General features: G+C 65.4%; 1 pseudogene. It reads left to right on the forward strand.

The features are described from left to right. Window positions 1-444 (forward strand): annotated as a pseudogene (locus GWG65_RS40295) (insulinase family protein); the annotation flags it as partial. Window positions 445-538 lie beyond the last annotated feature (94 nt).

Genomic DNA, 538 nt, shown 5'->3' on the forward strand with positions numbered 1-538 from the left:
GCCCTCGTCGTCGACAAGCCGCTCGCCGTCTCCGCCAACGCCAGCTATTCAAGCATCTCGCTCGATCCGACCCAGTTCGCGATCTCGGCCGCGCCGAAATCCGGCGTCAGCTTCGCCGAGGTCGAGCGGGTGGTCGACGGAGTCATTGCCGACCTCGCGCAGAACCCGATCCGCGCCGACGATCTGGAGCGGGTCAAGACCCAGCTCATCGCGGAAGCGATCTACGCCCAGGACAACCAGGCGGTACTGGCGCGCTGGTATGGCGGCGCGCTGACCACCGGCCTGTCTGTCGAGGACATCAGAAGCTGGCCGGACCGTATCCGAGCGGTCACCGCCGAACAGGTTCGCGCCGTCGCACAGAAATGGCTCGAGAAGAAGCGCTCGGTAACGGGCTATCTGATCAAGGACACCGCTAGCACCAAGCGCGAGGAGAAGCGTTCGTGACCTATCCTTTTGCTTTCTCGCGCGCGCGGCGCATCGCATTGTCCGTTGCCACCGGCGCGGTGCTCACGCTGGCCACGATCTCGCCGTCACAGGC

Origin of the sequence: Bradyrhizobium sp. CSA207 (assembly GCF_029051685.1) — a bacterium.
In the GTDB taxonomy this organism is placed as follows: Bacteria; Pseudomonadota; Alphaproteobacteria; order Rhizobiales; family Xanthobacteraceae; genus Bradyrhizobium.